General features: G+C 43.9%; 26 protein-coding genes. 22 read left to right on the top strand and 4 right to left on the bottom strand.

Annotation, left to right across the window (positions count from 1 at the left end; all coding sequences use genetic code 11):
* Positions 1-11: 11 nt before the first annotated feature.
* From yqfD to recO, 9 genes are all read left to right on the top strand, one after another.
* Entirely contained in the window at positions 12-1,199 is a 1,188-nt protein-coding gene (gene yqfD / locus BHE18_RS12805; RefSeq protein ID WP_071618959.1) for a sporulation protein YqfD, read from the top strand.
* 3 nt (positions 1,200-1,202) lie between these two features.
* Positions 1,203-2,159, top strand: coding sequence for a PhoH family protein (locus tag BHE18_RS12800; protein WP_071618958.1), 957 nt, complete (start codon positions 1,203-1,205; stop codon positions 2,157-2,159).
* 182 nt (positions 2,160-2,341) lie between these two features.
* Positions 2,342-4,501 (top strand): HD family phosphohydrolase, encoded by a 2,160-nt coding sequence (locus tag BHE18_RS12795; RefSeq protein ID WP_071618957.1) that lies wholly within the window; start codon positions 2,342-2,344, stop codon positions 4,499-4,501.
* Positions 4,502-4,503: 2 nt separating this feature from the next.
* Complete coding sequence (gene ybeY, locus BHE18_RS12790; protein WP_071618956.1) at positions 4,504-4,977, top strand: rRNA maturation RNase YbeY; 474 nt, start codon at positions 4,504-4,506, stop codon at positions 4,975-4,977.
* Positions 4,952-5,332, top strand: coding sequence for a diacylglycerol kinase family protein (locus tag BHE18_RS12785; protein ID WP_071618955.1), 381 nt, complete (start codon positions 4,952-4,954; stop codon positions 5,330-5,332). Before ybeY ends, BHE18_RS12785 begins: the two co-directional genes overlap by 26 nt.
* A gap of 236 nt (positions 5,333-5,568) precedes the next feature.
* Positions 5,569-5,967, top strand: a complete 399-nt coding sequence (locus tag BHE18_RS12780; protein WP_071618954.1) for a cytidine deaminase — start codon at positions 5,569-5,571, stop codon at positions 5,965-5,967.
* Positions 5,960-6,880, top strand: a complete 921-nt coding sequence (era, locus tag BHE18_RS12775; RefSeq protein ID WP_071618953.1) for a GTPase Era — start codon at positions 5,960-5,962, stop codon at positions 6,878-6,880. Before BHE18_RS12780 ends, era begins: the two co-directional genes overlap by 8 nt.
* 130 nt (positions 6,881-7,010) lie before the next feature.
* Positions 7,011-7,154 carry a YqzL family protein gene (locus BHE18_RS12770; RefSeq protein ID WP_071618952.1) on the top strand — a complete coding sequence of 48 codons (144 nt, stop codon included), beginning with the start codon at positions 7,011-7,013 and terminating at the stop codon, positions 7,152-7,154.
* Positions 7,155-7,194: 40 nt separating this feature from the next.
* Positions 7,195-7,947, top strand: coding sequence for a DNA repair protein RecO (recO, locus tag BHE18_RS12765; protein ID WP_071619309.1), 753 nt, complete (start codon positions 7,195-7,197; stop codon positions 7,945-7,947).
* A gap of 354 nt (positions 7,948-8,301) precedes the next feature.
* Here the strand turns inward: recO and BHE18_RS12760 are convergent, their stop codons facing one another.
* On the bottom strand, positions 8,302-9,675 hold the full coding sequence (locus BHE18_RS12760) for a glycine--tRNA ligase (RefSeq protein WP_071618951.1): 1,374 nt from the start codon (positions 9,673-9,675) through the stop codon (positions 8,302-8,304).
* Between the two features lie 471 nt (positions 9,676-10,146).
* On the opposite strand from BHE18_RS12760, the gene BHE18_RS12755 reads away from it, so the two are divergent.
* From BHE18_RS12755 to BHE18_RS12710, 10 genes are all read left to right on the top strand, one after another.
* Positions 10,147-10,773 carry a helix-turn-helix transcriptional regulator gene (locus BHE18_RS12755; RefSeq protein WP_071618950.1) on the top strand — a complete coding sequence of 209 codons (627 nt, stop codon included), beginning with the start codon at positions 10,147-10,149 and terminating at the stop codon, positions 10,771-10,773.
* A gap of 13 nt (positions 10,774-10,786) precedes the next feature.
* Positions 10,787-11,602 carry a pyruvate, water dikinase regulatory protein gene (locus tag BHE18_RS12750; protein ID WP_071618949.1) on the top strand — a complete coding sequence of 272 codons (816 nt, stop codon included), beginning with the start codon at positions 10,787-10,789 and terminating at the stop codon, positions 11,600-11,602.
* Positions 11,603-11,880: 278 nt separating this feature from the next.
* Complete coding sequence (locus tag BHE18_RS12745) at positions 11,881-12,351, top strand: YaiI/YqxD family protein (protein WP_071618948.1); 471 nt, start codon at positions 11,881-11,883, stop codon at positions 12,349-12,351.
* Between the two features lie 50 nt (positions 12,352-12,401).
* The gene (dnaG, locus tag BHE18_RS12740) at positions 12,402-14,213 is read left to right on the top strand and encodes a DNA primase (RefSeq protein WP_071618947.1); all 1,812 of its coding nucleotides are present in this window, start codon (positions 12,402-12,404) and stop codon (positions 14,211-14,213) included.
* Between the two features lie 33 nt (positions 14,214-14,246).
* Positions 14,247-15,377 (top strand): RNA polymerase sigma factor RpoD, encoded by a 1,131-nt coding sequence (gene rpoD / locus BHE18_RS12735; protein ID WP_071618946.1) that lies wholly within the window; start codon positions 14,247-14,249, stop codon positions 15,375-15,377.
* A gap of 115 nt (positions 15,378-15,492) precedes the next feature.
* A complete protein-coding gene (locus BHE18_RS12730) occupies positions 15,493-16,035 on the top strand; it encodes a hypothetical protein (protein ID WP_071618945.1) in 543 nt (180 codons plus the stop codon).
* A 160-nt stretch (positions 16,036-16,195) separates the two neighbouring features.
* Entirely contained in the window at positions 16,196-17,341 is a 1,146-nt protein-coding gene (locus BHE18_RS12725; RefSeq protein ID WP_071618944.1) for an acyl-CoA dehydrogenase, read from the top strand.
* Between the two features lie 1,044 nt (positions 17,342-18,385).
* Entirely contained in the window at positions 18,386-18,757 is a 372-nt protein-coding gene (cccA, locus tag BHE18_RS12720; protein ID WP_071618943.1) for a cytochrome c550, read from the top strand.
* Between the two features lie 119 nt (positions 18,758-18,876).
* Positions 18,877-19,590 (top strand): tRNA (adenine(22)-N(1))-methyltransferase, encoded by a 714-nt coding sequence (locus tag BHE18_RS12715; protein ID WP_071618942.1) that lies wholly within the window; start codon positions 18,877-18,879, stop codon positions 19,588-19,590.
* Positions 19,587-20,705, top strand: a complete 1,119-nt coding sequence (locus tag BHE18_RS12710) for a Nif3-like dinuclear metal center hexameric protein (protein ID WP_071618941.1) — start codon at positions 19,587-19,589, stop codon at positions 20,703-20,705. Before BHE18_RS12715 ends, BHE18_RS12710 begins: the two co-directional genes overlap by 4 nt.
* 48 nt (positions 20,706-20,753) lie before the next feature.
* Here BHE18_RS12710 and BHE18_RS12705 read toward each other — a convergent pair whose 3' ends face one another.
* Positions 20,754-21,704 (bottom strand): 4-hydroxy-3-methylbut-2-enyl diphosphate reductase, encoded by a 951-nt coding sequence (locus BHE18_RS12705; protein WP_071618940.1) that lies wholly within the window; start codon positions 21,702-21,704, stop codon positions 20,754-20,756.
* Positions 21,705-21,844: 140 nt separating this feature from the next.
* The gene (gene vrrA / locus BHE18_RS12700; RefSeq protein WP_083573778.1) at positions 21,845-22,612 is read right to left on the bottom strand and encodes a VrrA/YqfQ family protein; all 768 of its coding nucleotides are present in this window, start codon (positions 22,610-22,612) and stop codon (positions 21,845-21,847) included.
* 211 nt (positions 22,613-22,823) lie between these two features.
* On the opposite strand from vrrA, the gene BHE18_RS12695 reads away from it, so the two are divergent.
* Positions 22,824-24,131 (top strand): DEAD/DEAH box helicase, encoded by a 1,308-nt coding sequence (locus tag BHE18_RS12695; RefSeq protein WP_071618938.1) that lies wholly within the window; start codon positions 22,824-22,826, stop codon positions 24,129-24,131.
* A 71-nt stretch (positions 24,132-24,202) separates the two neighbouring features.
* Complete coding sequence (locus tag BHE18_RS12690; RefSeq protein ID WP_071618937.1) at positions 24,203-25,096, top strand: deoxyribonuclease IV; 894 nt, start codon at positions 24,203-24,205, stop codon at positions 25,094-25,096.
* A gap of 47 nt (positions 25,097-25,143) precedes the next feature.
* On the opposite strand, the gene BHE18_RS12685 is transcribed toward BHE18_RS12690, so the two are convergent.
* Positions 25,144-25,398, bottom strand: coding sequence for a DUF2624 domain-containing protein (locus BHE18_RS12685; RefSeq protein ID WP_071618936.1), 255 nt, complete (start codon positions 25,396-25,398; stop codon positions 25,144-25,146).
* Between the two features lie 171 nt (positions 25,399-25,569).
* On the opposite strand from BHE18_RS12685, the gene BHE18_RS12680 reads away from it, so the two are divergent.
* Positions 25,570-26,337 carry a metal ABC transporter ATP-binding protein gene (locus tag BHE18_RS12680; RefSeq protein WP_071618935.1) on the top strand — a complete coding sequence of 256 codons (768 nt, stop codon included), beginning with the start codon at positions 25,570-25,572 and terminating at the stop codon, positions 26,335-26,337.
* The last annotated feature ends 13 nt before the right edge of the window (positions 26,338-26,350 follow it).

Below are 26,350 nucleotides of genomic sequence, written 5' to 3'. Positions count from 1 at the left end.
GAGGGACGAATTTGAAGAACCATTGGATTACCTCATTAAAGGGGAATGTATTCGTGAAAATGGAGGGCAGGCTGATCGAGAGTGTGATCAACCAGCTGCTGCGTTCGGATATATCCATCTGGAATGTGAAGAGGGCAGGAACGGACACCGTTACGTTTTATCTATCCTTAGAGGATGTACATAACTTCAGGAGAGCGGTAAGGTCATCAGGATGCAAAGTGACATTCCTCAGGGGGCAGGGAGGGCCGTTCCTCCTGAAACGGGCGTTCAAAAATTCAGGTTTTATCCTTGGCGGCTTATCATTCCTCGTCATTGTCATGCTGTTGTCAAACATGGTTTGGGGTATCCAGATCAAGGGGGCTGCGCCAGAAACCGAGCATAATATCCGAAAAGAACTGACAGCGATGGGAGTCAAGACCGGGAAACTGCAATTCTCAATCCCGGATGTTGAGAATATACAGCGGGAACTGTCATCAAGGATGGATAATATAACCTGGGTCGGTGTCGAATTAAGGGGGACAACCTTTCACTTCCAGGTCGTTGAAAAGAATGCCCCGGAACAGTTGGAATCCACCGGACTTCAGCATATAGTCTCAAAGAAGAAAGCGATTATCGTCGATATGTTCGTGGAAGAAGGGGACCCTCAGGTCAAAGTGAATGATTATGTTCAAAAGGGACAACTCCTCGTTTCAGGGGTGATCGGGAATGAAAAAAAACCTAAGGGAGTCCCTGCAAAAGCGAAGATAATGGGGGAAACCTGGTATAAAACGTCGGTAGAGCTTCCCATGAAAACAGATTTCGTTGTGTTCAGCGGGAATGAGAAAAGAAAGCATTATATCGAAATCGGTTCATTAAGAATCCCGATATGGGGTTTTGGGAACCCTGAGTTTAAAGAGTCAGTGACTGAAGAGATGGAAAAGCCGGTTAAATTCCTGAAATGGGAGATGCCGATTTCCTACATCGATCAGAGTATGAAAGAAAAGGAACAAGTCGAAAGATCCTATACAAAGGAACAGGCCGTCCAGGAAGCGAAAGAGCTTGCCAGAAACAACCTGGAATCGAACTTGCCTGATGAAGCAGAAATAATCGGTGAAAAAATTTTGCAAGAAAAGGTGGAGAATGGTAAAGTTAAGGTAAATCTTCACTTTAAAGTAGTAGAAAATATTGCTGAAGGACAACCAATTATCCAAGGAGACTAATGAATGTCAGATGATATCTTAATGAAATTACAGCTGGAAAATCCAAACGAAGCAGTCGCTTTATTTGGGGTTTCAGATTCTCACCTTAAAATAATCGAACAAGAGTTAGGCGTTTCAATTGTAACAAGAGGCGAAGAGTTGCTAGTTTCAGGGAAAGAAGATCAAGCAGGGCTGGCCCTTGAGATTTGTGACGTTTTAGTGAGTGTCATCAAGAAAGGCATCAATATCAGCCAGAGGGATGTACTCCATGCCGTACAAATGGGCAAGAACGGCACATTGGAATATTTCATTGACTTGTATAATGAAGAAATAACGAAGAATGCCAAAGGGAAATCGATCCGAGTGAAAACCCTTGGCCAAAGACAATATATACATGCCATCCGGAAACATGATATGGTCTTCGGCATCGGACCGGCGGGTACCGGGAAAACGTATCTGGCCGTCGTGATGGCTGTCCATGCACTGAAAACCGGACAGGTAAAGAAAATAATCCTCACAAGGCCCGCAGTTGAAGCAGGTGAAAGCCTGGGCTTCCTTCCCGGGGACTTGAAGGAAAAGGTAGACCCGTATCTGCGGCCGCTTTATGATGCCTTGAATGACGTATTGGGTGCAGAGCATACCGCACGACTCATCGAAAGAGGGACGATTGAAATCGCTCCGCTTGCGTATATGAGGGGACGGACCCTTGACGATGCATTTGTCATCCTGGATGAAGCCCAGAACACGACTCAGGCACAAATGAAGATGTTCTTGACCAGGCTTGGATTCGATTCGAAAATGATCATCACCGGAGACCGCTCACAGGTGGATCTGCCGAGGGGCGTCCAATCCGGTCTTGTGTCTTCTGAAAGAATCTTAAAAGATGTAAAAGGTGTCTCCTTCATCTACCTCGAACAGGCAGACGTTGTGAGGCATCCACTGGTCGCCAAAATCATCGACGCCTTCGAAAAAAATGAATAAGAGTTACCCTGAAGATTGGCCGCACCCGGATAAAGGGCGGTCAATTTTTTTTATCACCCGCAGCAAGCTTTTCCGTGATTAGAATAGATAAATAAGTTAAAAACTGTTATGATTTTACATATTGGAAGAATGCTTTACATCGTACGATCAAACCTGATCCGTTAGATTACAGGGGGTACATTATGCAGACGCACCCATTATTACATAAAATAAGAAAGTTTCTGAGTTACCGCTTATTCACTAATTTAATGTTCATTCTGCTCGGTTTCATCGTTTTTGGCATCCTATACGGCAACGTAAAGCCCAAGCCGCTCGATATCAGTCTGTACGAGGAAGCTCCGTCCACCATCAGGGCGCCTAAGACACTTGAAGATAAAGAAGCCACAGAAAAGAAAAAAGAGGACGCTGCTGCACAGATCGAAAAAGTATACAGCTCGAAAGAGGGTGCCGTGGATAATGCAGTCACGCTTGTCAGTTCATTGATCGACAGTGTGCTTGATGTAAAAGGAGAGTTCAAAGAAATCTCCCCGGAGGAAGAAGCGGCCAACCCGAAAAACTCCCAAATCGACAAACAGATTGAAGAGCTGAAGAAACGTCTGCCGGACCGCAATGATAATCTTGTGACAAAATCATTGACCGATGAGTTATTGGAGGCTCTGTTGTCTGCGTCTGAAACAGAGTTGGAAAGAGTGGAATCCATCGTTACGACACAGCTGCAGGTCATCATGCAGGATAAAGTGAAGGAAGAAGAATTGAAAGAGGCAAGAGTCAATTTAGAACAGCGGATAAAGAATTTCACGTTTTCCGGCAAATTATCCGATGCCGCTGTTGCTCTCGGGAATGTTGCAATCGAACCGACCGAATATTACGATGAGGAAAAAACAGAGCAGCTGAAAAAACAGGCGGTAAAAGAAGTCCAGCCAGTGAAAGTCATCGATGGTGAAGTCATCGTGGAAGAGGGTGTCCTGGTCACCCCGGCCATCTATGATACATTGAATGATTTTGGCATGGTGGAAGAGGATTACTCTTTGAAGCCGATCATCGGTCTCATTCTATTTATTGTCGTGATCATCAGTTCATTATATTATTTCTTTTACACACTCGAAGTAAAGGAAGAGCAGAAACAGAACTACTTAATATTAACAAGTATCGTGTTTGTCATATCCCTGCTCACCATGAAGATTACCGGATTGTTGAAGCAGCTTGAAATTAATGATATTGCATTCTTGTTCCCGGCTGCGTTCACGGGTATGATTCTCCGCATCCTTCTCAATGAGCGGATTGCCATGATGATGGTATTTATCATTGCTGCATGTGCAAGTATTGTTTTCAATGAGGAATTCTCAGGATCCATTGATATCCAGGTGGCGATTTATACGCTGTTCAGCGGTGTTGCAGGAATCATGACCCTCATCAGCCGCAATCAGCGCACCAATGTCCTGCGCGCAGGTATTTATGTTGCGTTTGTGAATATGTTGATCATTGCATTCCTGGTCCTTTTGAGCGATGTGTCTTATACAAGTACGGAATACGTTTATTATCTTGTATTTGCATTGGTATCCGGGATCGGTTCCTCTATCCTGACCATTGGATTTCTTCCGTTTTTTGAAACAGGATTCGGGATTCTGTCTTCCATGCGGCTGGTGGAGCTTTCAAGTCCGAACCAGCCTTTATTAAAGAAGCTGTTGACAGAAGCACCGGGTACCTATCATCATAGTGTAATGGTTGCCAATCTGGCTGAATCAGCCTGTGAAGCCATTGGAGCAAATGGACTTCTCGCAAGGGTCGGCTGTTATTATCATGACGTTGGAAAATCCAAGCGTCCTCATTTTTTTATAGAAAATCAGATGAATATAGAGAACCCTCATGATCGGTTGACTCCCGAAACAAGCAGGACAATAATCATCGATCATGCCACAGACGGTGCGGAGATGCTGCGGAAATACAAGCTTCCGAAAGAAATCATCGATATAGCAGAACAGCATCACGGAACCACCCTTCTGAAATATTTTTATTATAAGGCGAAAGAACAGGGGAAAGATGTAAGTGAAGAAGAATACAGATACCCTGGTCCGAAGCCTCAGACAAAAGAGACTGCAATCATCAATATTGCCGACAGTGTGGAGGCCGCAGTCCGTTCAAAGACATCCCCGACCCAGGAAGAAATCAGGAACCTTGTGGCAGCGATTGTAAAAGACCGCTTGAATGACGGCCAATTCAATGAATGTGATATTTCGTTAAAAGAGCTTGAAAAAGTAAAGAAATCTCTTTGCGAGACGTTGAATGGCATTTACCATCCGAGGATTGAATACCCTGAACTTAAAGAAAAAGGAGAAGAATAAGAATGACATTATCCATCGACTTTGTAGATGAGACCGGACAATTATCCGATAAAGAGAACGAAATGATTAAAGGCATACTGGATTTTGCAGCCGGCGAAGAGGAAGTGGAGGAAGGCAGTGAGGTTTCTGTTACCTTCGTATCGAATGAACGAATCCGCGAGATCAATCGCGAATACCGTGATAAAGATCAGCCCACCGATGTCATTTCATTTGCCCTTGAAGAAATGGGTGAAGATGAAATTGAAATAGTCGGAGCGGATATGCCGAGGGTCCTTGGTGATATCATTATATCTGTAGAACGTGCCAAAGAGCAGGCGGAAGAATACAATCATTCCTTTTCCCGTGAACTGGGGTTTTTGGCCCTGCATGGTTTCCTGCATTTATTGGGTTATGATCATATGGAAGAGCGGGATGAAAAAGTAATGTTCCAAAGACAAAAGGACATCCTCGATGACTACGGTCTCAAAAGGGAGTAAATCCGGGCTTAAACGTCTCCGGAAATCATTTGCTCATGCCTGGCAGGGAATCAGATTTGTATGGTCATCAGAACAGAACTTCAGAATTCATACGGGAGCCGCAGCCGCTGTTATTGCCCTTGGGGTGATGCTATCCATCTCACTATTCGAGTGGATCATCGTTATTTTACTCATTTCCGGAATGATGGCCCTTGAAACGATGAACACCGCGATTGAAAAAGCGGTCGATCTCGTCACACCCGAGTACCATCCGCTTGCCAAAATTTCCAAAGACGCAGCAGCTGGCGCTGTCCTCGTGTACGCAATCGGCGCCTTCATCATCGGATGCCTCATTTTCATACCGAAAATTTTATAAAAATCATGTTTATCGAAAGAAAAGAGGCTGCACGGAGAAGATTTCTTCCTGCAGGCCTCTTTTTAATTTGAAAACGCTCTTATTGTTGTATAGAATAAATTAAGCGCGCATAAACAGAATGCCCTTAAATAGTTTGAATTATCTAACTATTTTATTACAAAATGATAACAGCCCATTTTCTTTTATGAAAAATATAGTAAAATGAATATGTAAGGGTCAAAAGGAGAGTTAATCGAATGAATAAAGAGCAATTAATCAAAGAAGCAAAAGCCGCACGTGAAAAAGCATATGTACCTTATAGCAAATTCCAGGTCGGTGCAGCTCTTCTTACGAAAGATGGAAAAGTATACCACGGCTGCAATATTGAAAATGCAGCGTACAGTATGTGTAATTGTGCAGAAAGAACAGCACTCTTCAAAGCTTACTCAGAAGGCGACAAGGAATTTTCGATGATTGCTGTGGTCGCGGATACGGCAAGGCCGGTACCGCCGTGCGGAGCATGCCGCCAAGTGATTTCCGAGCTTTGTTCGAAGGATATGACAGTTGTATTGACGAATCTAAAGGGCGATGTTGAAGAATTATCCGTTGCAGAACTGTTGCCGGGAGCGTTTTCGCCGGAGGATTTACATGAATAATAAAGAAAATAACGCAGCATATAAATCAGGATTCATTTCGATCATAGGACGCCCCAATGTAGGTAAATCCACGTTTTTGAATCGGGTTATCGGTCAGAAGATCGCCATCATGAGTGACAAACCGCAGACTACACGGAATAAGGTCCAAGGTGTACTGACTACTGAACAATCACAAATGATATTCATCGATACACCGGGTATTCACAAGCCCAAACATAAGCTTGGTGATTTTATGATGAAAATCGCCCAGAACACCCTGAAAGAAGTAGATATCATACTATTTATGGTGAATGTAGAAGAAGGGCTGGGTAAAGGAGATCAATTCATTATCGAGAAGCTGAAAGGGGTCAAGACCCCGGTATTCCTGATTCTCAATAAAATCGATCAGATCCATCCGGATGACCTGCTGCCCATCATAAAGAGGTACAATGAGCTGTATCCTTTTGCAGCGACTGTCCCGATTTCGGCACTTGAAGGCAATAATGTGGAGCATCTCCTTGAATTAATTCAGGAGAATCTTCCCGAAGGTCCACAATTTTACCCGGCAGACCAAATTACCGATCACCCTGAACGCTTTATCGTATCAGAACTGATCCGGGAGAAAGTCCTTCATTTAACGAGGGAAGAAATCCCGCACAGTATAGCGGTGGTCATCGATAAGATGGAAAGACAAGATGACAAGAATCTCATTGATGTTCTCGCTACGATCATAGTGGAAAGAGATTCACAGAAAGGGATCATCATTGGAAAGCAGGGATCCATGCTGAAGGAAGTAGGGAAGCGTGCCCGCATGGATATCGAAAATCTGCTTGGTTCCAAAGTGTATCTGGAATTATGGGTGAAAGTCCAGAAAGATTGGAGAAACCGGGCGTCTAATCTTCGCGACTATGGTTTCAATGATGATGAATATTAATTAATCTAAAAATGTCAAGCGAACAGAATTAACAATATTTAGTTCACATGCTTTGCTAAAAAGATGCTAAATCTAATCACAAGAAAGCTTTGAAGTCTTGCTAGTTTAAATCCAGAAAGGTGGGTTTTTGATGTTAGACTTAACTTGGAAAGTGTTTTCGCAAACAGGCAATATCGACACATATTTACTTTTTAAGGAGCTTGAAAAAGAAAGAGTGGACCAACCATATCAGCTGGAAGAAGAGGTATCGGAGGTCGACTTTCCCCTGACGTAATAGGCCGCTGTCACCCGAGGAATTAAGGGAGGTGGCCAACATTCTGCAGAAGTGTGAAGGAATTGTAATCAGAACGAACCATTATGGTGAGTCTAACAAGATCGTTACCATATACACCAGGGAATTCGGGAAAATCGGATTGATGGCACGCGGGGCAAAAAAGTCCAACAGCCGTCTTTCCGCAGTTTCCCAATTGTTTACATATGGATATTTTTTATTCATTAAAGGCAGTGGTTTAGGGACTCTTCAACAGGGTGAAATTGCGGAATCACTGAGGCATGTGAGAGAGGATTTATTCAAGACCGCATATGCCGCTTATATCGTGGACCTCCTCGATAAAAGTACAGAAGACAGAAAGCCCAACCCATTTCTGTTTGAATTGTTATATAAGGTGCTTCAGTACCTGAACGAAGATTACGACCCGGAAATATTGATGTATATTTTTGAAATGAAGATGCTCCCTGTTCTTGGATTGCATCCTCACTTGGACGGTTGTTCAGTCTGCGGGGAGACCGAGGGTACATTCGGTTTCTCATTCAAGGAAAACGGATTTATCTGCCATCGATGCAGCGAGAAGGATCCATACCATCTGCCATTATCGCAGAGTACCGTAAAATTACTGAGGCTGTTTTATTATTTCGATATAACCCGGCTGGGGAATATCTCCGTTAAAGATGAAACAAAAGCTCAGCTCAAGCGGGTTATCAGGACTTATTACGATGAGAATTCAGGGCTGACATTGAAATCCAGGAGATTCCTTGATCAAATGGATAACCTTAAGGACTTATTCTAGTTTTTAAAGCATATTGTGATTTTTTCCGGCTCTCTTATGAGGGCCGGTTTTTTTATTATTGGAGAACTTTATTTTTGCGAGAGGTCTTTTTATGGGGAGGGGGTATTGGGGGGAGGAGTTTGTCGAAAAATCGGTAGTTCGCTCATAAATTCTGGATTTCGCCCATAAAATGAAGATATCGCTCATATATCTGGAATTTCGCTCATAAAAACATTATTTCGCTCATAAATCACCGCTAATACCCAGAGCAGTATTGTTGATGCCTTTACATTTTTACGTCCATTTCTGTCAAAAGTATATATAACAAACAAAAAAGCGCCCAAAAGGATACCCTTTTGGACGCTTCACACCAAATCAGAACTGGATTTTCTCCATCAGGAAGGATTTCACTTCACTGATCGGCATTCTTACCTGATCCATCGTGTCACGGTCACGCACTGTGACCTGACCGTCTTCCACAGAGTCAAAATCGAATGTGATGCAGAATGGTGTACCGATTTCATCCTGGCGGCGGTAGCGTTTACCGATGGATGCCGTTTCATCGAAATCGATCATCAGGTCTTTTGACAACTCTTCATACACTTTGAATGCTTCGTCGGAAAGCTTCTTCGATAAAGGCAGTACCGCCGCTTTGAACGGGGCGAGCGCCGGGTGGAATCGAAGGACTGTTCTTGAATCGTTTTCTAATTCCTCTTCTTCATATGCATCACATAGGAACGCAAGTGTCACACGGTCAGCACCAAGGGATGGTTCGATGCAGTATGGAACATATTTTTCGTTCGTCTGTGGATCCATATAATGAAAATCTTCATTGGAATGTTCCATATGACGTTTAAGGTCGAAGTCCGTTCTGTCGGCAACTCCCCAAAGTTCTCCCCATCCGAATGGGAATTTGTATTCGATATCCGTCGTCGCATTACTGTAGTGGGAAAGCTCTTCTTTATCATGATCGCGCAGGCGCATGTTCTCTTCATTCATTCCCAGGTTGAGAAGCCAGTTTTTACAGAATTCACGCCAGTAAGAGAACCATTCCAAGTCTTCGCCAGGCTTGCAGAAGAATTCAAGTTCCATTTGTTCGAATTCACGTGTTCTGAAAGTGAAGTTACCTGGAGTGATTTCATTCCTGAAGCTTTTCCCTACTTGCGCAATACCGAATGGCATCTTTTTACGCATTGAGCGCTGGACATTTTTGAAGTTTACAAAGATACCCTGAGCTGTTTCCGGGCGCAGGTAAATTTCATTTGTAGACGACTCTGTTACACCCTGGTGTGTCTTGAACATTAAATCGAATTGACGGATTTCCGTGAAATTGTCACTTCCGCAATCAGGACACTTAATATCATGTTCTTTGATGATCTCTTCCATTTTATCGAATGGAAGGCCGTCGACGATCATTTCGATGCCTTTCTCTTCAAGCGCATTTTCAATGATTTTATCTGCGCGGTGACGTGTCTTGCATTCTTTACAGTCGATCATCGGGTCATTGAAGTTTCCAACGTGTCCGGAAGCGACCCATGTTTGCGGGTTCATCAGGATGCTGGCGTCAAGTCCTACATTGTAAGGGGATTCCTGGACGAATTTCTTCCACCATGCTTTTTTGATGTTGTTTTTAAGTTCCACGCCTAGTGGACCGTAATCCCAAGTGTTTGCGAGGCCGCCGTAGATCTCGGAGCCCGGGAATACAAATCCGCGGTGTTTTGCTAAATTTACTACTTGTTCCATTGACATATAAGTCACTCCTTTTTGTCATTCGTGAAAAAAATTATTGAGCCAAATAAAAAAAGCTCGTCGCTAGGCTAAGCCTAGGGACGAGCTTGTAACTCGCGGTTCCACCCTAGTTGATATACGGTGTTTCCGTATATCCACTTTAGATTAAATCAGCTCAGGACTGCCGTTTCCCTGCTTTCCGGGCTTTCACCATCCCCGGTCGCTATAGTCTGCAAGTACTTATGTATCCGTCTCAGCTTCTATATGGTTGTAAGATGAAGATATTTTATCATGATGGCGCTGAAATAACAACTCCGACCGCTGCAAAGATAAAACATTTGATGTTTTTATTAAAAAAAGATACTCTTTGATAATATGCATAGTGTTGTCACCAAGAGAAGACAATATACTCTTTTCATTTTCCGTAAATAGTATATAATATTTATTATAAAGTATGACATTAATCGTTTGTTCGTTAGGTGGTGAGTAACAATCGAACTAAATAAAAGGCAAGAACAAATTTTGCAGATCGTTAAAGACAATGGACCGATCACCGGTGAACAGATCGCCGACCAGTTAAACCTTACAAGGGCAACGCTCAGACCCGACCTCGCCATTCTGACAATGGCGGGTTATTTGGATGCCCGGCCGCGTGTCGGTTATTTTTACACGGGTAAAACGGGTACTCAGCTCTTGACAGAAAACCTGAATAAAATTTATGTTAAAGACTATCAATCCATTCCCGTTGTTGTGAATGAGAATGTATCAGTATATGATGCCATTGTTACAATGTTCCTGGAGGACGTAGGTACTTTATTTGTGGTGGATGCCAATACATACCTTGTTGGTGTTTTATCCAGGAAGGATCTCCTGCGTGCAAGTATCGGGAAGCAAGAACTCAGCACGCTGCCGGTGAATATCATAATGACGAGGATGCCCAATATCACGACTTGTGAAAAAGACGATTTGTTGATTACTGTGGCAAAGGATCTCATCCATAAACAGATTGATTCCGTACCGGTAGTGAAGAAAACTGAAAACGGGGACATGGAAGTCACCGGAAGGGTCACGAAGACCAACATTACAAAAGCATTTGTTGCACTTGCAGAAGAAGAGTAGAAGGTGGTGAACGATCGTGAAAGAACCGATTATTTATGTTGTTTCCGACTCGGTGGGAGAGACTGCTGAATTAGTAACTAAAGCGGCCATTAGTCAATTTAATGGTTCCAATACGGTCATCAAACGCTTTCCGTATATTGAGGACTTTGAAAATATCGATGAAGTCATATCCCTGGCGAAACTGAATCAGGGGCTGATTGTCTACACGCTTGTAAAGCCTGACATGAGGGCCTATATAAAAGAGCAGGCAGAAAAAGAAGAGCTTTACGCTTTTGATATCATCGGTCCCTTGATGGATACGTACCAGACGATTTATGAAAAAGAACCCTTATTCGAACCTGGTACAGTAAGAAAGCTTGATGATGATTATTTCAAAAAAGTGGAAGCGATCGAATTTGCTGTGAAATATGATGATGGCAGGGATCCAAGAGGCATCCTTAAAGCGGATATTGTCCTTGTCGGGGTATCCAGAACAAGCAAGACACCCCTTTCACAGTATCTTGCGCATAAGCGGTTCAAGGTGGCGAACGTCCCGCTGGTCCCCGAAGTGGATCCGCCTGAAGAACTCTTTAAGGTTTCACCTAAGAAGTGTTTTGGATTGAAGATCTCTCCTCAGAAGCTGAATACGATCAGGAGGGAACGGCTTAAATCACTGGGTCTTAATGATGAGGCGAGTTATGCCAATATCAGGCGCATAGAAGAAGAGCTGACTTACTTCGAAAAGATTTCCGAGCGAATGGGATGTCACGTGATTGATGTGACCAACAAAGCTGTGGAAGAAACAGCGAATATCATCACGAATATTTATCAGCGTACAAATAACTCATAATCAAGAACGATCCTGTCCCATTTACGGCGAGGATCGTTCTTTACTTTTGTTTAAAACATCCAAAAAATTCTTTGGGGTAAATTAGTGGTCAAACTTGTCCGATTGTACTATAATAAAAAATTGTGATAAAAATATTTAAAATAGGTTTAGACTAAAGTCTTAAGGAATAAACTAATTATTGTGATATGTCAAGCCTCGTCTCAAATTTTTTTCGATATTCTACCTGAATTCCCGGGAAAAGTTCCTGAGGAGAGAAGGATAATGCGGAGTGATGTAGAATAGTTAGTAATAGCAAATTAAAATCTACAGTATTTGTAGATGCCGATGCTTGCCCGGTCAAACAGGAAATCATCCGGATTTCCGGGGATTTTGGTTTTGAAGTGGTTTTTGTTGCTTCCCATGCCCATAGGAAGAATAGCCCTGATGAAGGAAGATGGGTTTATGTGGACAGCGAGAAAGAAGCAGCAGATCTTTATATCATGAACCATGTCCGGACAAACGATATTCTGGTGACACAGGATATTGGACTCGCAAGCTTGGTGCTGCCGAAAAAAGTTTATGTCCTATCCCCCAGGGGAAAGGTTTACAGAGAAGAGAGCATCGTGACAGCGCTCGATTATCGTTATGTGGCAGCGAAGGAAAGACGGAAAGGGAATTATGGTAAAGGGCCAAAGCCTTTTACGGATGATGACCGGAAAGAATTTTCAGCGCAGTTCGAGAAAATCTTGTCGAAGATTGCAGGAGAATGATCATCCATATCGAATGCATTAAGAGGGAAAAGAGAACCAGGTGATATACAGTGTCTGATAGAATCCCTGAAGAAACAATAAATAAAATCCTATCCTCTACGGATATCGTAGATGTTGTCAGTGATTATGTACAGCTTAAGAAGCAGGGCCGTAATTATTTCGGCCTGTGTCCTTTTCACGGGGAAAACACACCATCCTTCTCTGTATCGCCGGACAAACAAATATTTCATTGTTTTGGCTGCGGAGCGGGAGGAAATGCCTTTACATTCCTGATGGACGTAGACGGCCTGTCATTCGTTGAAGCGGCACGTAAGCTCGGAAGTAAGATCGGGGAAGAAATTTCTGTCCCCTCGGCTTCTGGTGAACAGGAAGCGCCGCCGCGGGAAGACGAAAAGCAAATGCTTCAGGCTCATGAGCTGTTAAGTAAATTTTACCATCATCTCCTCTTAAATACAAAGGAGGGTCAGGAAGCTCTTGAATATTTACTTTCAAGGGGCTTCACGACAGAGAGTATCAGCAAGTTCCAGATTGGCTGGTCCTTGCCGAGCTGGGATTTCACAGTCAAGTTCCTGCAAAAGAGAGGGTACTCGCTCGATTTGATGGAAGCAGCCGGATTATTGGTCAGAAGGGAAAAAGACCAATCATTCCTCGACCGCTTCAGGGGAAGGATTATGTTCCCCATTACCAACCCTAAAGGAAAAGTAGTGGGGTTTTCCGGCAGAAGCCTTCATTCTGATGATGAGCCTAAATACCTGAATAGCCCTGAAACAAAGATTTTTAACAAAAGCCGTATTCTTTATAATTTTCATGAGTCAAGGACGATTATTAGAAGAAAGCAGCAAATCATCCTTTTCGAAGGATTTGCAGACGTGATATCGGCCAGTGGTGCTTCTGTTGAAAATGGTGTAGCCACAATGGGGACATCATTGACAGAAGGACAGATTGGATTGATCAAGCGGCTGACCGACTCCGTTGTCATATGCTACGATGGTGATTTCGCCGGTGTGGAAGCTGCGTTCAGGGCGGGTAATCTGCTCCTCAACCACCAGTTATCCATACGGGTGGCGATGATACCTGAACGTCTGGACCCTGATGACTACATTTCAAAATATGGCAAAGAGAAGTTTCAACAGGATGTAATAGGGGCCAGTTTGACGTTTATGGCATTTAAGCTCAGGTATTATAAGCTGAATAAAAATTTGAATGATGAAGGAGACCGCCTTCAGTATATAGAAGACATACTTAAGGAAATCATCCACCTTACGAACGCAGTCGAAAAGGACTATTACCTTAGATATCTGGCAGAAGAATTCGATGTTTCTTTAGAAGCCCTCCAGCAGCAGCTTGCTGAGATAGGCGGCGCCCTGAAGGGGAATTCAAAGCCTGCCAAGAAGGCTCCGGCACCAAAGCCGTATCGTCCCAACGTGCAGACAAAACTCCTGCCTGCATATCAGACTGCGGAAAGGCGTCTCATTGCCTATATGCTTAAAGATCCCAATATAGCCTTTAAGGTTCAGGACTGGCTTGACGGCACCCACCTTAATATTGATGAGCATCAAGCCATTATTACTTATTTATTCGGTTATTATGAGGAAGGGATGCCTCCGGGGACCAGTTCTTTCATAGGGTTCCTGCCTGATGAACGTCTGCGGAGGATTGTCACAGAAATTGAAATGATGTCCATCAGCGATGAATGTACGGATCAAGAGCTGCTGGATTATGTGCAGTCCGTCTTAAAACATCAAAAGATGTTGAGGATAAAAGAAAAGGAATCCGAAAGAAAAGAAGCACAGAGGCAAAATGATTACCGTAAAGAAGCACAAATAGCAATGGAAATCTTACAGCTGCGTAAGTCTTTATAAAGTTGTTCAAGGAAGTTGGAAGGAGGGGAACAAATGGCTGAAAAGTCCGCGCGTTCCAAACAAATAGCGTCTGAATTATCTGTTGATCAGGTGAAAGAATTTTTAGTGAATCAAGGAAAGAAAAGAGGCGTCCTTACTTACGAGGATATCGCTGATAAGCTGTCCGGTTTTGAATTGGACTCAGATCAAATGGATGAGTTCTACGACCACTTAGGTGAACAGGGTGTAGAAATCATTAATGAAAATGAAGAAGATGACGATCCGGGTGCCAATGAACTGGAGAAAGAAGAAGAGGAAGAATTCAACTTAAATGATTTAAGTGTCCCTCCGGGAGTTAAGATAAATGACCCCGTCAGAATGTACCTGAAGGAAATCGGAAGAGTCGATCTCCTGTCCGCGGAAGAAGAAATCAATCTTGCGAAAAGAATCGAAGATGGAGATGAAGAAGCCAAGCGCCGTCTGGCAGAAGCTAACCTGCGTCTTGTAGTCAGCATCGCCAAGAGATATGTAGGCCGCGGAATGCTTTTCCTTGATCTGATTCAAGAAGGGAATATGGGTCTGATCAAAGCCGTGGAAAAATTTGATTACCGTAAGGGGTATAAATTCAGTACCTATGCCACATGGTGGATCCGCCAGGCGATCACGCGCGCCATTGCAGACCAGGCAAGAACAATCCGTATTCCGGTTCATATGGTTGAAACAATCAATAAATTGATCCGTGTCCAAAGACAATTGCTTCAGGACCTCGGACGTGAGCCGGCACCGGAGGAAATTGCTGAGGAAATGGATCTGACTCCTGAAAAAGTCAGGGAAATCTTAAAGATTGCCCAGGAGCCTGTGTCCCTTGAAACCCCGATCGGTGAAGAAGATGACTCTCATCTCGGAGATTTCATTGAGGATGCAGAAGCTCAGTCTCCTTCTGAGCATGCAGCTTATGAATTGCTGAAAGAACAATTGGAAGATGTCCTTGATACCCTTACCGACCGTGAGGAAAACGTCCTTCGTTTACGCTTCGGGCTGGATGATGGAAGAACCCGTACTCTCGAGGAAGTTGGAAAAGTGTTTGGAGTAACACGGGAACGTATTCGTCAGATAGAAGCGAAAGCACTTCGTAAATTGCGCCACCCGAGCCGCAGTAAACGACTGAAGGATTTCCTGGAATAGAATCTCCAACCTCTGCCATGCAAATGGCAGAGGTTTTTTTGATGGATTTTAAAGGAGTTATCCTGACATTTGACGAATAGAACATAAAGGTCAATTCTCAGAAAGTGAGTTCACTATGTCTAAATCTAAACAGGGAAGAGAAGCTGTGATAGTCAATGAGATCAAGTTTTGGAAGCAGAATAATATGCTTCCTGATCAATATTGCGACTATTTGCTGGCGCTGTATACAAATGGCAATGACCCTATTCAGGATACAACTGCTGATAAAAGAAACAGTAATCACAGCATCACGGCCATTCTGCTTTCAGCTTTCATCATTTCATTTTCATTATTTGTCATTTATTTTACTGAATTGTCAGTCGTTTTGCAAACAGCGATTTTGACAGGTTTTGTCGTATCATTATTTGGAATGCGAATTTATTATACTAAGAAAAAAATCTCGACTCCATTTATTCATATTGCTGCAGCTTTTCTCATCCTGATCCTTTCCTTGAATATCTCGGAATCTTTGTTTGACGGTTCCCGGTCCGTAACCTATGCTGTATTGATTTTAAACTGTATTTTGTGGATGATATTGGGATGGAAGCGAAAGCTCCTTTATTTCACATTATCCGGAGCATTGGGTATTCTTATCATCCTGTTTTCTATATTACGATAACTTCTGAATTTTAAAAAGTTTTTTAAAGTTGAGAAAATTCACCATTCCCTCTTATAATAGTAATGAGAGCGCATTCATAGATATGTTGACAGGCTTGCGCGATTAACAGTCTGAGTCGAATCAGGCTTTCATTCATCAAGTTAATACAAGGGGGATAAGGATGAATTTTGACTTAACGCAAGAACAGGCAATGATCAAAAAAACAATCCGTGAATTTGCTGAGGAGGAAGTCGCTCCCGGCGCATTGGACAGGGACCGCACCAAGGAATTTCCGAAAGAAATCTTTAAAAAACTCGCTGATTTGGGGATGATGGGCCTTCCATTTCCGGAAGAATACGGAGGTGCAGGGGCGGATACGGTCAGCTTTGCGATTGTGACGGAAGAGTTGAGCAGGGCATGTGCTTCTACCGGGATCACATATTCTGCACATATTTCATTAGGAGGCGCTCCAATCAATTTGTTCGGTACTCATGAACAAAAGGAAAAGTATCTTACTCCGATTTGTACAGGGGAATCCTTCGGAGCCTTCGGGTTGACGGAACCCAATGCAGGATCTGATGCAGGAGGGACACAAACCACTGCGGAGGATAAAGGGGATAAATGGGTCATCAACGGCAACAAATGTTATATTACCAATGCAAGCTATGCTGACCACCTGGCGCTGACTGCAATAACAGGCAGAGAAAACGGCAGGAAAGAGATAAGTGCGATCATAGCGCCTACCAAGGCAAAGGGATTCACTGTGATTGACAACTACGAAAAAATGGGGCTGCATTCTTCCAATACGACTGAATTGGTCCTTGAAGATGTAGAAGTTCCAAAAGAGAACCTCCTTGGTAAACGCGGGGAAGGATTTAAACAATTCCTCGTCACACTTGACGGCGGCCGCATCGGTATCGGTGCAATGGCTGTAGGCGTGGCCCAGGCCGCGTTCGATAAAGCATTGCAATATTCCAAGGAAAGGAAACAGTTTGGCAAGACGCTTTCCGAGTTCCAGGTCACCCAGTTTAAACTGGCTGATATGGCAATGAAAATCGAACTTGCCCGCAATATGGTCCACAAAGCTGCATGGCTTAAGGATCAAGGAAGACCATTCTCTAAAGAAGCGTCCATGTGCAAACTGTATGCCTCCGAAATCAGCATGGAAGTAGCTGATGAAGCAATCCAGATCCACGGGGGCTACGGCTACATGAAAGAATATCACGTCGAAAGATACATGCGTGATGCCAAGCTGCTCGAAATCGGAGAAGGAACATCCGAAGTCCAGCGTATGGTCATCTCCCGCCTGATCGGCGTAAATAACTAACCCCCACAAAAGAGCTGCAGGCTGGCTAACCGCACCTGCAGCTCTTTGTAGTTGTTAATAAAGAGCAATGTTTTATTATATTTTCAAGAAGAGTGTTTGTCGGTAAGATGAATGACACAGATTTGTTATTCATTGCTTCCAGCTGGAGAGAGAGAGTTAGCCGGCTTTTTTGAGCCTTTATGCAGGAAGTTGAAAGTCCTCCCAATGTTTAATGATCTATGTTTTTTGGTGAATATCAGAGTGCTAACCGCAGTAGAGATTTTTGCCTTCGTGCCGTGATCTAACAATGTGTAGACTCAGCCATATTCATAAACGGTTCCAGCGATTGATTGGAGTGCAAAACGTAGACTCCTGCGGGAAAAGCGTGTTAGGTGAGACTTGTCCAGCTCCGGCGGCTAGAGGCTCGAGGTCATAAGACAATCAATCCAGAAAGGCAAAAAGCGCCTTTCCGGCTTGCTCGCCTTATGCTTGTCGCCTCTGGGCGAGCCGCCTGCGCTTTTCTGTTTGTCCAGCTCCAGGGCTTAGAGGCACATGTCATAAGTCAACTCGCCCAAGAAGGCAAAGAACGCCTTCGTGGGCGATTCGCCTTATGCCACCCGCCTCTGACCAAAGCCCTTCCACTTTTCTAACCCGCAGGCGAAGCCGAGGAGGCTCACCAACCGCCTGCGGAAAGCGAAGTTTTGCGCGGAAATCAATAGCGGTGATGAATGGAATCAAATAAGTTGAGAAGTCAAAATTTCTTCTCTAATTAATGGTGCCTAACAATACAACCAAAACCTGTGGGTGACAATAATTTGACGGTTTCGATTTTATCAGGAAGCCCCCGAGTCACCCGCGGAAAGCGAAGTCCTGCATTGAAACCAAAAGCGGATATTAAAAGTACAATCTAAGATAGTAAGAACAAGAAAAGCAAACAAATGTGTCTAATTTGTGAGAAAGATGGAAAAGTTAATCTATAGGACTTTTCCTTTGTCCCTTTTTAAAGTAAAATATAAGGTGTTTACTAGCACTATTTTGGATGTTGTACATAAAGGAGGTTAAATCATGAATCGTAATCCAATCATTCCATTCATTCTGATCATGGCTATGGGGATCGGCCTTGTATTCTTCATGTCTCTTGAAGGCCTGAACAATGCTGATGAAAAAGCGAAAGAAGCGGAACACGGGGAAAAAGGCGGTAAGGAAGAACAGGCTTCAAGCGGCGAGTTTGATCCTGAGCAAACTTACAAAGACAACTGTCTGTCTTGTCACGGTGGGAACTATGAAGGCGGAATGGGTCCGGCTCTGAAAGGCACAGACAAATCTGTTGATGAGATTAAAGAGACCATTAAAAATGGTAAAGGCGCAATGCCTGCCGGCCTAGTTGCTGACGAAAATCTCGATGCAATGGCAGAATGGGTCAAATCACTTAAATAATGTATACGCTTAAAAAGGTTCTTTGTCTAATAGGGCAAAGGACTTTTTTTATGGAAGAAAGTCAGATAGAATGTAAAACGTACATACTAAGTATTAAATCAAAATAAAAAGGTGAAGTCATGAATATAGAACAATTATCCAAACGTTTAGAAACGGTCGTTTCATATATACCCGCAGGTTCAAGGATTGCTGATATCGGATCAGATCACGCATATCTTCCCTGTTATGCATTAAGAAAAGGAATAGCCGAAACGGCCATAGCAGGCGAAGTCGTGAAAGGCCCTTATCTTTCAGCAGAGAAGCAGGTGAAAGATGCCTGCCTCCAGGATAAAATCGAGGTCAGGCTCGGCAATGGGCTCGAGGTCGTTGCACCGGGAGAAGTGGACTGCATAACGATAGCAGGGATGGGCGGAGCTCTTATCGCTACTATATTGGAAGAGGGAAAGGATAAGCTTGCGTCTGTGAAAAGGTTGATCCTTCAGCCGAATGTCAGTGCCAAATCGATTCGGGTATGGCTTCTCCAAAACGGCTGGGAGCTGACAGCCGAAGAAATTATCGAAGAAGACGGCAAAGTGTATGAAATACTGACTGCCGACAGGGGAGAATCCGACCGACCATACTCAGAGGACGAACGCCAAAAAGAACTCCTGCTCGGGCCTTTCTTAATGCAGGAACGAAATGAGGCGTTCAGAAAGAAATGGACACAGGAGAGTGCCCAGTGGAAAAATATAATGTCCAACATGGAAAAAGCAGAGCAAACAGATGCGCTGAATGAACGAAAAGCTGAATTAATGGATAAAATCCAAATGGTTGAGGAGGTTCTTTCCAAATGAAAACGGTAAACGGACACGAAATCATTCAACTCTTTGAAGAGTTTTCTCCGAAACATCTGGCAGAAGAGGGTGACCCGATCGGTCTGCAGATAGGGAAACTGAATGAGAAAGTGGAAAATGTCATGATTACATTGGATGTACTTGAGAACGTCGTGGATGAAGCTATCAAAAACAATGTGAAGCTCATCATAGCCCATCACCCGCCATTGTTCAGGCCGCTTAGGTCGATCCATACAGACACCTATCAAGGGAGAATGATCGAGAAGCTGATCAAACATGACATTGCTGTTTATGCTGCCCATACAAATCTGGATGTGGCTGCAGGAGGGGTTAACGATCTTCTTGCAGATGCCCTGAACCTCCAAGAAACGTCTGTATTGCTTCCAACGCATTCTGAACAACTAAGAAAGCTCGTCGTATATGTTCCGAAGGAGAACAGTGAAGAGCTGAGGAATGCATTGGGCAAAGCGGGTGCCGGTCACATCGGGAATTACTCCCACTGCAGCTTTTCGACAGAAGGAACGGGCAGGTTTTTGCCAGGTGAAGGAACAGATCCCCATATCGGTCAGAAGGGGAAACTTGAAGAGGTCAGTGAAGAAAAGATAGAAACGATCTACCCCCGCTCACTTGAAAAAAAGGTACTGAAAGCGATGTTCACCCACCATCCGTACGAAGAAGTGGCCTATGATATTTATTCCCTTGAAAATAAAGGAGAAGCCCTCGGGCTTGGAAGAGTAGGGAAACTCCAGGAGGAAGTACCGCTGAAACAATTTGCCGCGATCGTCAAGGAAACCTTTGGTATGGACGGAATCAGGGTCATCGGGGATATGGAAGCCAAAGTAAAGAAGATCGCCGTTCTCGGCGGAGATGGGAATAAATTTATTTCTGCAGCCAAACGGCAGGGAGCAGATGCATTTGTATCCGGTGATATTTACTTTCACACTGCCCATGATGCCATGATGATGGGGCTGAATGTCGTGGATGCCGGCCATCACATTGAGAAGGTCATGAAGGATGGGGTTGCAGAGTATTTGGCGAAAAAATGTGCAGAAAAGGGATACATCGTAAATATATTTGCCTCAAAGGCTAATACGAATCCATTTACCTTTATGTAAGCCTAATAGAAATCCCCCCGGCAATTCGCCGGGGGGATTTCTGATATTTTAGCTTAGCTTTGATTTCTTTACCTTTGGAAGGATTTTATTCAACGGGACACTATTTTCCCTTGTCCAGGTCGTTTCATCTTCCGGGTCGAACGCCTTGAGGAAATTGATGACTTCTTTTACGATTGGCGTAGGTGTCGAAGCCCCGGCTGTGACCGCTGCGACTTTTGCCTGCTTGATCCATTCGATATCAAGTTCGCTGATATCTGAGATCCTGTAGGCGGGAGTTCCGGCAATTTCTTTGGATACCTGAGCGAGACGGTTTGAGTTATTGCTCTTGGGATCGCCGACGACGATCAGCACATCTGCATCGCCTGCCTGTTCCGCTACCGCTTCCTGACGCACCTGGGTAGCGAGGCAGATTTCCTTATGCAGTTCAACATGCGGGAACATCTCTTTCACTTTATCCATTGTGTCAAGGACATCCCACTGGCTCATGGTCGTCTGATTGGTCACGATGATTTTGTCATTATCAATGGTTAATTTTTCTACATCTTCAGCCGTTTCGACTAAATGGACGATATCGGGAGCAACACCCACTGCGCCTTCCGGTTCCGGATGCCCCTTCTTGCCGATATAAATGACATCGTATCCTTCAGCTTGTTTGGCACGGATAAGATCATGTGTCTTCGTGACATCGGGACAGGTGGCATCAAGGGTGACAAGTCCTTTTTTCCTTGCAATTTCCTTCACTTCGGGCGAGACGCCGTGAGCAGTGAAAATGACGGTCCCTTCATTCACCTGTTCGATGATTTCTTTTCGGTTTTTTCCGTCCAGCGTTATGATGCCTTCTTCTTCAAATGCATCGGTGACGTGCTTGTTGTGAACGATCATTCCCAGTATATAAATAGGACGAGGAAGCGATTTATCGAGCGCGGCATTTCTTGCAATGACCATTGCATCCACCACACCGTAGCAGTAGCCCCTCGGAGTTATCTTAATAATATCCATCTATGAAAATCCTCCTACTTGAGAAAAGGTTGTGATTCTATTATATAGGAGAATGGGTTATCTGACAAAGAGAAGGGGCATACAGTTTCATATGTCAAAAGAAAAATCCCTCCAAACAGGCGTGCCTGAGGGATTGGGTCTTATATATATAATTTGGGCTTTGAGCTTCCTTGTGAATGTTTTTTCTTTGGAAGATGATCAGCCGATCCTTCTGTTGATTCCGTTTTTTTCTCCGCTTTTTTCTTTTTCTTCCTTAACGGTTTTTCAACTGCTGCCTCCAAACCATCTTTCTCATCAGCTTCTTCTTTAGTGCTGTCTCCTGAGGAAGCGTCGTCTGCCGAAAAGTCCTTGATTCCCCTGTAAAGCTTCCACAGTGCAGGTATATTCTTCACCATGGGGCCGTACTGTGAAATCATCGGGCCGAATTGCTGGGCTGCATTCAGGACCTGCTGAGTATTTGAGAGAAATGATGTGATATTTCCGGGATTAAGCAGGCTGCCGATTGTCGAAGCTCCTGCTGCCCCTGCAGCCGGTCCGCGTTCGAATCCCGAAGCTGCCCCTGCCGAATCTCCCCTGCTGAACTGCTGAAGGATGCTTCCTTGTCCCTGGCCATTGTTACGATCACCTTTTTTTAGTATTTTCGCCAGGAGTCCGCCTCCCCGTCCTTTTCTCGGTCCACCCCCCATACCTTGCATATTCATGGGCGGCCGTCCCTGCTGGCCCATGAATCCATTCATAGGCGGTCCCATCTGAAAGGGAGATGGCTGGGTGTTCCCCATTCCGAAAGGATTTTGATTTCTCATCTCATGCTGCTGGCCGAACGGTCTTCTTCCCGCGCCCCGGGGCATCATTCCGAAAGGGCTGCCATGCTGTTGGTTCTGCATTCTCATTCGTAATCTAGGCGGCATTCTGCCTGCCTCCTTTCGCTGAAAATATCTGTTGTCATTATAGAGTATGCAAGTTGCGTGAAAAGGGGATTGAGTCAAATTGGGCGAATCTCTGAAAGTGTAACTAGATGTTTTGGGAAAAGTTTATTATAATGATTAGATGTTCTTTAAAATATAACGCCGACTACTTACGTTTAAATAAAAGAATATTATCAATAAGGAGATGAAACAGATGAAAAAGAACTTATTTCTGGAATATGATTTTCAACCCTTTATTATCGGGGCGATAGAAGAACTGGGTTTCTATGAACCGACTGAGATCCAGAAGAAAATGATTCCCTTGATCCTGAAGGGGCAGAGTGCGATCGGACAGTCACAGACAGGAACAGGAAAGACACACTCCTATCTTCTGCCTATCATTGAAAAGGCAGACGCATCAGTCGAACAGGTACAAGCTGTCATCACGGCACCGACAAGGGAGCTTGCTCAGCAGATTTATACAGAAGTCCTGAAACTCACGAAAAACAGCGAGATCACTTCCCGCTGCTTTATCGGCGGGACGGATAAACAAAGGACAATTGAAAAGCTGAAGACCCAGCCGCACATCGTGGTCGGTACTCCCGGCCGCATCAATGACCTTGTGAAGGCGCAGGCGCTGTTTGTGCATACTGCCTCCATGCTCGTGATTGATGAAGCAGACCTTATGCTTGATATGGGCTTTATCGAAGATGTCGATCAGATTGCCGCAAAAATGCCTGAAAAGCTGCAAATGCTGGTTTTCTCTGCAACCATTCCTGAAAAACTGAAGCCTTTTTTGAAAAAGTACATGGAAAATCCACAGTATGCCCATGTGGAGCCTGAACGGATTTCAGCAAAGAACATCGAGCACATCATCATTCCGAAGAAAAGCCGTGATAAAGTCAATGTCCTTTACGATCTTTTAGTGGAAATCAACCCATATTTAGGGATCGTTTTCACTAATACAAAGTCGAATGCGGATGAAGTAGCAAATGCCTTGATCACAAAAGGACTGAAAGTCGGCAGGATACATGGCGACCTTTCCCCCCGCGAGCGCAAAAAAATGATGAAGCAGGTGCGCAACCTTGATTACCAATATATCGTTGCGACAGACCTTGCTGCCAGAGGGATCGATATTGAAGGTGTAAGCCATATCATTAATTTTGAACTTCCTCAGGATCTGGATTTTTATGTGCATAGATCTGGCCGTACAGCAAGAGCGGGTAATTCAGGAATCGCATACACGATTTATGAGCCGTCTGATGAAGATGCATTGAACCGTCTCGAAAAAATGGGGATCTCTTTCAAAAACATGGAACTGAAGAAGGGTGAATGGATAGAGCTCCCGGCATTGAATAAGAGAAAAAGCCGCCAGAAGACAGGGGCGGATGAAATTGATGTAAAAGCAAAATCCCTTGTGCGAAAACCAAAGAATGTAAAGCCTGGTTACAAAAAGAAAATGAAATACAAGATGGAACAAATCAAAAAGAAAGAAAGAAGAAAGAAAAATAGAAGCAAATAAGTCATATGACGTGATTCATTTTCACACATTCGATAAAATGTACGAAGAGATTTTCTTAGGAGTTGAGGAGAATGGTTAAGATTGGATCGCACGTTTCAATGAGCGGCAAGAAGATGCTGCTGGCCTCCAGTGAGGAAGCTGTATCCTATGGTGCCAATACGTTTATGATTTATACCGGCGCACCTCAGAATACAAGAAGGAAAAAAATCGAGGATTTGAATATTGAAGCAGGCCTGCAGCACATGAAGGAAAACAATATTCAAGATATTGTTGTACATGCCCCTTATATAATCAATATCGGGAATACAACCAATCCGGCGACGTATGAATTGGGCGTTAATTTTCTAAGGTCTGAAATTGACCGTACCGAAGCGCTCGGTGCTGGTCAAATCGTTCTTCATCCGGGTGCCCATGTTGGTGCCGGAGCAGATAAAGGGATCGCCAAAATCATTGAAGGGCTGAATGAAGTATTGACGAAAGATCATACTGTTCAAATTGCACTTGAAACAATGGCTGGCAAAGGATCTGAATGCGGAAGGTCCTTCGAAGAACTTGCTCAGATCATTGATGGAGTGGAATTGAATGACAGGCTGTCAATCTGTTTCGATACATGCCACACCCATGATGCAGGGTATAACATAGTGGAAGATTTTGATGGTGTACTGGAAGAATTCGATAAGATCATCGGTATCGACAGACTGAAGGTACTTCATATCAACGATAGTAAGAATCCGACAGGTGCACGTAAAGACCGCCATGAAAATATCGGTTTCGGCCATATCGGCTTCAAGGCGTTGAACTATATCGTCCATCATCCGCAGCTGTCAGAGGTGCCGAAGATTCTCGAGACGCCTTATGTAGGGGAAGATAAGAAAAACAAGAAGGCCCCATACAAATTTGAGATTGATATGCTCCGCAATCAGCAATTTGATGAAGACGTATTGACTAAAATCGAAAATCAATAAATTTAAGGAGGCTCTTCACTTATTGAAGCAGCCTCCTTTTTAAGTATTTATCTGATCAGCTGCATGAAAAGCTGATTGATTTCTCTTGCTTTGGAAGGACCGATCACTTTAGCGAGTTCCTTCACCAGTTTGCTCCTGCCGGCGTCATCAAATATATTGATGTTTTTCCCTTTGACTTTGTCAACAATCGCATCGGCCTGCTTAGTGGTCAAAGAAATGTTGTATTGATTGGCATACTTCAGCAATTCTGCACGGTTGATCGTATTGATCTTATGATTGATCACATTTTGTAATAGTTTCATCCATATCACTCCTCAAAAAATACATATGTGACTTCGGTGAAGAAAGTGACATTTTTTTATCGGAGAAAAAGAGGAAACGGGAAACAGTACAGTTTACAATCATTTTCCCGTGTTGTATACTTTCCTAAGTGCTTTAAATCGTAATGATTCTTAAAAAGAGAGTTGAATACAATGGAACATAATCAGACTCCTATTATAAAAATTGAAAATTTGAGCTATAGATACGATCGTGAACGGGTGCTGGAAGACATTAATCTTTGTATCCCGCAGGGTGCATTCCTCGGCATCGTCGGTCCGAATGGTTCCGGTAAATCGACCTTATTGAAGCTCATGCTCGGTTTACTGAAAGTGAAGCAGGGGGATATCGAATTGTTCGGGACCCCGCAGCAGAAATTCAGGCAGTGGGACCGCATCGGATTTGTCTCTCAAAAAGCAAACAGTTTCAATACCGGCTTTCCTGCGACGGTACAGGAAGTCGTGGCCAGCGGCTTATCAAAAAAAGCCGGATTGTTCAGAAGGGTGTCTTCGAACTATCGGAAAGATATCGCGGAAGCAATCGAATCAGTAGGCATGACTCCTTTTACAAAGAGGAACATCGGGGAACTATCCGGCGGCCAGCAGCAGAGGGTATTCATTGCGCGGGCTCTTGTCAGCAAGCCGGATGTATTGATCCTGGATGAGCCCACAGTCGGAGTGGACAGCAAAAATGTCCAGCATTTTTATGATATGCTCGACCATTTGAATAAAGATCTGGGTATTACATTGTTATTGGTGACACATGATATCGGCTCCATCTCGAATAAAGTGACCCATGTCGCATGCTTGAATAAACATCTTCATTTTCACGGGCCGACGGAAGAATTTGAACAGCTTAGAGAAGGTGAGATGTCTTCGTTTTATGGGCACGATGTCCACTTTCTGCAGCACGAACACCATTGATAGGAGGAAAAGC

Origin of the sequence: Rossellomorea aquimaris, assembly GCF_001877785.1 — a bacterium.
GTDB lineage: Bacteria > Bacillota > Bacilli > Bacillales > Bacillaceae_B > Rossellomorea > Rossellomorea aquimaris_A.
This window is presented reverse-complemented; position numbering and strand designations above follow the sequence as displayed.

Excerpts from the sequence above, each read along its gene's own strand:
- BHE18_RS12800 (WP_071618958.1), top strand. The coding sequence starts at position 1,203 with ATGTCAGATGATATCTTAATGAAATTACAGCTGGAAAATCCAAACGAA.
- BHE18_RS12795 (WP_071618957.1), top strand. The coding sequence starts at position 2,342 with ATGCAGACGCACCCATTATTACATAAAATAAGAAAGTTTCTGAGTTAC.
- ybeY (WP_071618956.1), top strand. The coding sequence starts at position 4,504 with ATGACATTATCCATCGACTTTGTAGATGAGACCGGACAATTATCCGAT.
- BHE18_RS12785 (WP_071618955.1), top strand. The coding sequence starts at position 4,952 with ATGACTACGGTCTCAAAAGGGAGTAAATCCGGGCTTAAACGTCTCCGG.
- BHE18_RS12780 (WP_071618954.1), top strand. The coding sequence starts at position 5,569 with ATGAATAAAGAGCAATTAATCAAAGAAGCAAAAGCCGCACGTGAAAAA.
- era (WP_071618953.1), top strand. The coding sequence starts at position 5,960 with ATGAATAATAAAGAAAATAACGCAGCATATAAATCAGGATTCATTTCG.
- BHE18_RS12770 (WP_071618952.1), top strand. The coding sequence starts at position 7,011 with ATGTTAGACTTAACTTGGAAAGTGTTTTCGCAAACAGGCAATATCGAC.
- BHE18_RS12760 (WP_071618951.1), bottom strand. The coding sequence starts at position 9,675 with ATGTCAATGGAACAAGTAGTAAATTTAGCAAAACACCGCGGATTTGTA.
- rpoD (WP_071618946.1), top strand. The coding sequence starts at position 14,247 with ATGGCTGAAAAGTCCGCGCGTTCCAAACAAATAGCGTCTGAATTATCT.
- BHE18_RS12730 (WP_071618945.1), top strand. The coding sequence starts at position 15,493 with ATGTCTAAATCTAAACAGGGAAGAGAAGCTGTGATAGTCAATGAGATC.
- BHE18_RS12725 (WP_071618944.1), top strand. The coding sequence starts at position 16,196 with ATGAATTTTGACTTAACGCAAGAACAGGCAATGATCAAAAAAACAATC.
- cccA (WP_071618943.1), top strand. The coding sequence starts at position 18,386 with ATGAATCGTAATCCAATCATTCCATTCATTCTGATCATGGCTATGGGG.
- BHE18_RS12715 (WP_071618942.1), top strand. The coding sequence starts at position 18,877 with ATGAATATAGAACAATTATCCAAACGTTTAGAAACGGTCGTTTCATAT.
- BHE18_RS12710 (WP_071618941.1), top strand. The coding sequence starts at position 19,587 with ATGAAAACGGTAAACGGACACGAAATCATTCAACTCTTTGAAGAGTTT.
- BHE18_RS12705 (WP_071618940.1), bottom strand. The coding sequence starts at position 21,704 with ATGGATATTATTAAGATAACTCCGAGGGGCTACTGCTACGGTGTGGTG.
- vrrA (WP_083573778.1), bottom strand. The coding sequence starts at position 22,612 with ATGCCGCCTAGATTACGAATGAGAATGCAGAACCAACAGCATGGCAGC.
- BHE18_RS12695 (WP_071618938.1), top strand. The coding sequence starts at position 22,824 with ATGAAAAAGAACTTATTTCTGGAATATGATTTTCAACCCTTTATTATC.
- BHE18_RS12690 (WP_071618937.1), top strand. The coding sequence starts at position 24,203 with ATGGTTAAGATTGGATCGCACGTTTCAATGAGCGGCAAGAAGATGCTG.
- BHE18_RS12685 (WP_071618936.1), bottom strand. The coding sequence starts at position 25,398 with ATGAAACTATTACAAAATGTGATCAATCATAAGATCAATACGATCAAC.
- BHE18_RS12680 (WP_071618935.1), top strand. The coding sequence starts at position 25,570 with ATGGAACATAATCAGACTCCTATTATAAAAATTGAAAATTTGAGCTAT.